This is a genomic window from Vagococcus sp. (genome assembly GCF_036639995.1).
In the GTDB taxonomy this organism is placed as follows: domain Bacteria; phylum Bacillota; class Bacilli; order Lactobacillales; family Vagococcaceae; genus Vagococcus.
The window spans coordinates 16910-22876 of record NZ_JAVWHO010000038.1 but is presented as its reverse complement, the minus strand read 5'-3'; the positions used below and the strand labels follow the sequence as shown (position 1 = coordinate 22876).

At 32.2% G+C, this 5967-nt stretch carries 7 protein-coding genes; 2 read left to right on the top strand and 5 right to left on the bottom strand.

Going from position 1 to position 5967, the window contains the following annotated elements; translation table 11 throughout:
- The coding region (locus RR554_RS09375; RefSeq protein ID WP_332467889.1) for an MSCRAMM family protein at positions 1–984 on the top strand (984 nt) is incomplete at its 5' end.
- A 30-nt stretch (positions 985–1014) separates the two neighbouring features.
- Here RR554_RS09375 and RR554_RS09370 read toward each other — a convergent pair.
- The 5 genes from RR554_RS09370 to RR554_RS09350 form a co-directional block, all read right to left on the bottom strand.
- Positions 1015–1581 carry a tRNA (mnm(5)s(2)U34)-methyltransferase gene (locus tag RR554_RS09370; RefSeq protein ID WP_332463307.1) on the bottom strand — a complete coding sequence of 189 codons (567 nt, stop codon included), beginning with the start codon at positions 1579–1581 and terminating at the stop codon, positions 1015–1017.
- Positions 1574–2539 (bottom strand): TIGR01212 family radical SAM protein, encoded by a 966-nt coding sequence (locus tag RR554_RS09365; RefSeq protein ID WP_332463306.1) that lies wholly within the window; start codon positions 2537–2539, stop codon positions 1574–1576. The genes RR554_RS09370 and RR554_RS09365 overlap by 8 nt, the downstream gene beginning before the upstream one ends.
- Before the next feature lie 5 nt (positions 2540–2544).
- Positions 2545–3198, bottom strand: coding sequence for a phosphatase PAP2 family protein (locus RR554_RS09360; RefSeq protein ID WP_332463305.1), 654 nt, complete (start codon positions 3196–3198; stop codon positions 2545–2547).
- A 67-nt stretch (positions 3199–3265) separates the two neighbouring features.
- Complete coding sequence (locus RR554_RS09355; RefSeq protein ID WP_332467888.1) at positions 3266–4315, bottom strand: DUF4097 family beta strand repeat-containing protein; 1050 nt, start codon at positions 4313–4315, stop codon at positions 3266–3268.
- Positions 4312–4965, bottom strand: a complete 654-nt coding sequence (locus tag RR554_RS09350; protein WP_332463303.1) for a DUF1700 domain-containing protein — start codon at positions 4963–4965, stop codon at positions 4312–4314. Before RR554_RS09350 ends, RR554_RS09355 begins: the two co-directional genes overlap by 4 nt.
- Positions 4966–5247: 282 nt before the next feature.
- On the opposite strand from RR554_RS09350, the gene RR554_RS09345 reads away from it, so the two are divergent.
- A partial coding sequence (locus RR554_RS09345; RefSeq protein WP_332463302.1) for a hypothetical protein occupies positions 5248–5967 on the top strand: 720 nt, incomplete at its 3' end.

Here is a 5967-nt window from a genome sequence, read left to right as displayed (position 1 = left end):
GAAGTTAAAGAAGAAAAAGCAACGAAAAACACGACTCATTTAATCATAAAAAATAAAATTTTTACACCAACAGTTCCTTCGAAGCCAGCTGGCGAATTAGGTAGTTTTTCATTAAAAAAAGTAGATTCAAAAGATTCAATGAAGGTCTTATCTGGTGCCGAATTTAAGTTAACGGAAAAAGCAACAGATAAAGAATATATTTTAGTAACTGATTTGAATGGAGAGGCTGATATTAGTAAGTTGGCATTAGGTGCATACACGTTAGAAGAAACCAAAGCACCTGAAGGTTATATATTGGAAAAAAATATTCAAGAAGTGAACGTAAAAGAAACGGATAAAATGAAACCAGTTATTATAAAAAATAAGGCTGAGCAACCTGTTATCCCACTAGAACCAAGTACAGTTTTAGGAACTGTAGCGATTAAAAAAGTAGATGCCAATGATATGACTAAATCATTGCCAGGTGCTGAATTTAAATTAACAGAAAAAACGACAAACAAAATGTATACCTTAGTGACAGATAAATCAGGTGAAGCTAAAAAAGGTCAGTTGCCATTAGGTGTGTATACGCTAGAAGAAATAAAGGCTCCGAAAGGTTACGTTTTAGATAAAAGGATTCAACAATTAGAAGTAAGAAAAAATATCGCAACGAATCATAGTGTCCAACTTATAGTAAAAAATAAAAAAGAAATTATTCATGAAACAACTGGGTCAAAGGACAATAAGTTACAAACAAGAGGAGCTAATGCCAGAAGTTTTGCAGCTAATGAGCCATCATTCACTGCTTTTACTAGTAGTTTTAAACCGGGAAGACAAATGACTGCAATGTTACCAATAACTGGTCATAAGACATCCAAAATGTTGCCTAAGACTGGAGAAGAGGAGACTAAAAATTACTTAACTATTCTGGGAATTATTCTTCTAACTATTTTAGGTTTTGCCTATAGAGAAAAAAATACCAACAAAGATCCTTTTGCTGGCTAATAAAAAAGGTTAAGATGACAAAATATCATCCTAGCCTTTTTTTTCTATACAAATTAATGAAGGTGGGTTATTTCGTTGATTGATGAACTGATAGTTCAGAACACTAAATTGCTCCTGAGGTAGATTAGCAACAAAGTCTAAAACAGCTGTTTTTTCTGTTTTTCCTTCATCGTGTCCGTCATAAATCACCAAAATAATACGCCCCTTTTTCTCTAATCGAATTAAAAGCTCTCTTAAAGCTTTTAGGGTTGTCTTTTCATGAGTTGTAACAGTTTTATCGCTTTTAGGGAGGTAACCTAAATTAAAAATAGCTGCTCGAATAGTTTGAGTTTTTTCTATGATATTCCCAACTGTTTCATGACCTTGAAGGAGTAGTGTCACTTGTTCTTCACATGAATTTTCTTTTAACCGTTTCGTCGTGTTAATGACAGCTTGTTCTTGAACATCAAAACTGTAAACATGACCTGTTTTTTCGACTAATTGTGCTAAAAAAAGAGTATCATTACCATTTCCCATTGTTGCATCAACAACAACGTCACCTGAGATTACTATTTCCTCTAGTAAATCATGGCTAAAGCGCAAGGCTGTTTTAAGCATAAACATGATCACCACGCTTTCCTTTGGCATAAATCCCTTGATAGGTTCCTCTTTTTTTCAATTCGGTATCAAAGCTATTCAAGACTTCCCATTTTTTTAAGCTCCACATTGGACCAATAATCGTGTCTCTTGGAGCATCTCCTGTAAGTCGGTGAATAATAATATTAGAAGGGATGATCTCTAACTGATCACAGATAAGCTGTGTGTACTCATGCTGCGTAAGTAGTTGCAACCTACCTTCTAAATAATCTTTTTCCATTTTTGTATTGGTCATTAAATGTAAGAGATGCAACTTGATTCCTTGAATATCAGAATCTTCAACCGTTCGCCTAACATTTTCCATCATCATTTCATAAGATTCACCAGGAAGTCCATTAATTAAATGTGTACAAATATTGATATTATGTTTTCTGAGTTTGGCAACGCCATCTAGATATGTTTGATAGTCATGAGCACGATTTATCATGTTACTCGTTTCTTCGTACGTTGTTTGAAGTCCTAATTCTACCCATAGATAAAGACGCTGATTTAACTCAGATAGATAGTCAACGATATCGTCTGGTAAGCAATCAGGGCGCGTACCAATAGATAAGCCGACGACACCTTCTTCATTAATTACTTGTTCAAAACGATGTTTAATCACTTCAACAGATGCGTGAGTATTTGTGAAATTTTGAAAGTAAACAATGTATTGTTTTGTTGTTGGCCATTTTTTATGCATTTGATCGACTTCTTTTCGAAATTGAATGGGTAGAGGATCACTTGGTGCGATCATCATGTCTCCAGAACCCGACACACTACAAAATGTACAGCCACCATGAGCGACAGTACCGTCTCTATTGGGACAGTCAAAACCACCGTCAATAGGTACTTTAAATATTTTTTCTTCAAATGTTTCTCTAAGAGCATCATTCCAAGTGTAATATCTCTTAGAATCTCCTTTTTTATATGTAAACATGATGATTATTTCCCTTCAAATTGTTGCACAAAATCATATTTTTTAAAGTATGGGTAAGAAAAACACAACCAGGCAGCTCCTATTAAAAATCCACCTAATACATCTGTTGGGTAATGGACACCAACATAAATCCTACTTGTTCCAATTAGTAAAATTAGTAATCCTAATAGAAATTGACTTCCTAAACAGATTTTTTTATTTTGAATAAATTTAGGCATTAAAAAAATAAATGTTCCGTAAAAAAGCATACTTCCCATTGAGTGACCACTTGGGAAACTAGTTCCTCCCGCATGAACTAAGTGTTCCACAGAAGGTCTTGGTCGGTTGAAGAAAAGTTTTAAAAGTGTATTCCCAATCCCTTGAATTAAGGCTGCATTAATCAATAACCAGAATGCAGCTATCTTTTCTTTATATTTAAATAAGAAAAGAAATGCGACACCTGTTAATAAAATAATGGTCGTCGTATTGGCGAATTTGGTAATATACGTGAAAAAGGCTGTTTTTCCATCAGTTAGGTTACCACGAACAAGTTGAATGATTGGGTTGTCAATACTGGCTAAAACACTCTCGTTTGATTTAACGAAATAAGCAATGGCTGCAAATAATAAGAGACATAGACTTGCTGCGTAGTGCCAATATAATTGTTTGTTTTTTGTCATAAAAAACCTCCATAAATTAAAAATAAAGAAACCCTGATATCAGGGTTTCTTATATTATAACATGATTTTAATCGTCCTCATACTTAGTGTCATCTGGATCTAGCTCATTAACGGAAATATCACCATTTTTTGATGTAGCTTTAATAAGTACTTTTCCTTTGCTGTTAGAGAAAGTTGTCTCAGATGATAAATTTTTATTAAAAATGGATAATAGGCCATAATTTGTCTTAAAATCAACTTTATTTTTATTATAAGAATCTTTATCTACTTCCATTTGGATAGCACCATTAACAGTTTCTAACGTCACATCTTGTGTAATGTTATTAGAATGGAAATAGATTTCTCCATTTTTATTATTGACGGAAGCTAATCCCTTTGTATGATTGATACTTGTATTTCCATTTTGATTATCAATTTTAAGATCACCTTTGGTATTAGCTGTGAAAACTTCCCCATTTTTAGTAGACATATCAAGTTTATTAAAGAAAGTATTTTCTACGTGAATGTTTCCAGTTAGAGTGGATAATTTAACGTTATTTTCAAATTTCCCTCCATCAATGTTAATATCTCCAGTTTTAGTATCAACAGTTAAATCTTGAACTGTCACATCATTGGAGTAGAAATTACTTATCTTAGATTGAATATCTAGGTTATTTAATGTTAAGCCGTTGGCAGCAATTTCTACTTTGTCGCCTTTAATGGTTATTTTTTTATATTTTTCGGGAACTTTTAATGAAATACTGTCATCAGAAATATCGCTAAAAGTAAAGACACCAGGTTGAAATTTTTGTTTACTAATTTTGTTATCAATTGTCACCGTTGTTGTTTTCTCTTTTTTATCAATATTCCATGTAGTTGATTCTTTTTTCTCGCTCCCAAAGGTTAGACCTTGTTTATTCATATGGACATAATCGTCATCTGACGTACTTAAATTAATAGTGGCACTATTTTTTATATTTAGAATTAGTTCATCAGAGTGGTCATACTTGAATTTTTTATTGACCTCACTATCTTTTCGTTCTGCTTCAAGCTGTTGATAGAAAAAGATACTTCCTGCACCACCGATTATAATTAAAATAAAGGCAAAACCTAAAAGGAATAACGTTCTTTTTTTCATAGAGCACGGTCTCCTTTCAATACTTGAATGTTCCATCTACTGTAAGTTTTTAATAAGTTAAATGAAACTTTTGAGAAAGGAAGCATAATAAGTAAACCAATGAAGCCAATTCCACATAAGAGAATGGACATAAATAGTTGGAAAAATCCGTATGCACTACCAATAGTAAGTAATGAAAAAGCACCTAAAAATGGGCTTCCGATAAAACAAACAGTTAAAATCCAGCCAACAAATAATGTGATAGCCCAACCAAAAATTATCCAAATCATAAAGAATAAGTTCAGGCAGGTAATTCCTAAAATTTGAGAAAATCTGATAAAACCAGAGTCTTTTGTTCTAGGATATTCTTGCTCTTGATAGTATGGGTTGTAGTTTTTACGTTGTGAATTAGCTTTATCTTCTTTTGTAAATTCTACCCAATCATGAGATTGATTATCTATTTCTTGAAACTCAATATTAAATTCTTTTAAAATCGATTTTGCAATATCTTTAGGAGAATCGAGTTCTTTAGTAATTTGATATTCTGTAAGTCCCTCTTCTGTTTTTTCGTTGAACAGTTCTTCATATTTAGTTAGTATAGCTTGCTGGTCAACTAATGCGAGTTGACGAAGATGAAGTTTAAGTTCAATTAAGAAATGTTCTTTATTCATAAAGTATTCCTTTCTACGCATGTTTTGTAATCTAAATATACCTTCTATAAGTATTGATAACAAGGGATTTAAGTTAAAATCGGGCTAAAGTATGAGCAAATATATGTATCAAGATGTAGAGGATTTTGACATAATATTTCGCTTAGGTTACAAATTCTTAAGTCTAGTCTGAATGGGTTGCTATCTGATAGGTGAGATGCTTTAATTAAACTAGTTTGTATGATATGATATTTTTTTAAACGTATAATTTTTATAATGATTGAAAAGGGATGGGAAATATAAATGAAAAAGAATGACAAAAAAGATTTATTACAAAAACAGCCAGTTCTTAAAAATGTCTCTCTTGTAGGGGCTACAATGATGATTTCTTCATCTGTTTTAATTCCTGGTCTAACATCAAAAGCCTATGCAGATGCAGTTAACGATAGCACGCAAGAGACATCTAATAAAGTAGCTGAAGAAACAACAACTAGCGAAGAAACATCAGCTAAACCAATGACGATTAATGCAATTGAAGCACCAACTAAAGTTAAAGAAACAGAAAATAAATTTGATTTAAATGTAACCTTAGATGCTCATCGAGTAGAAAACTTAGATACAATTATTCAAGTTTCACCAAATGTTAATCTTGAATGGAATGAAACAAAAAATACCGTTTTAGACGAAACAGGTAATAGTGTTGGTACATATACATTTGATAGTCAATTAAATCAAGTTAAAGTAAGTTTTACTAAAACAAATTTTACTCAAGCTAAATTAATTATTCCGATTTCATTTAAAAAATTGGATTTAACAGAGCAAGCAGTGACACTTTCGATTGGAGAAAGTGTACTTTCCAAGAACATTCAAATAGAACGTGAAGAAAAAGTGGAAGAAACAACACCAACTAGTGAAATAATAGAAGAAACAACAGAAAGTAAATCTTCTGAAACAACAACAGAATCAACTATTGATAGTTCTTCAGAAGAAAAAGTAGACTCTTCAACAAGTGAAGAGTTAAAG

What these genes read in the sequence shown, in the direction of transcription:
- RR554_RS09370 (WP_332463307.1), bottom strand. Translation starts at nt 1,581, where the DNA reads ATGCTTAAAACAGCCTTGCGCTTTAGCCATGATTTACTAGAGGAAATA.
- RR554_RS09365 (WP_332463306.1), bottom strand. Translation starts at nt 2,539, where the DNA reads ATGTTTACATATAAAAAAGGAGATTCTAAGAGATATTACACTTGGAAT.
- RR554_RS09360 (WP_332463305.1), bottom strand. Translation starts at nt 3,198, where the DNA reads ATGACAAAAAACAAACAATTATATTGGCACTACGCAGCAAGTCTATGT.
- RR554_RS09355 (WP_332467888.1), bottom strand. Translation starts at nt 4,315, where the DNA reads ATGAAAAAAAGAACGTTATTCCTTTTAGGTTTTGCCTTTATTTTAATT.
- RR554_RS09350 (WP_332463303.1), bottom strand. Translation starts at nt 4,965, where the DNA reads ATGAATAAAGAACATTTCTTAATTGAACTTAAACTTCATCTTCGTCAA.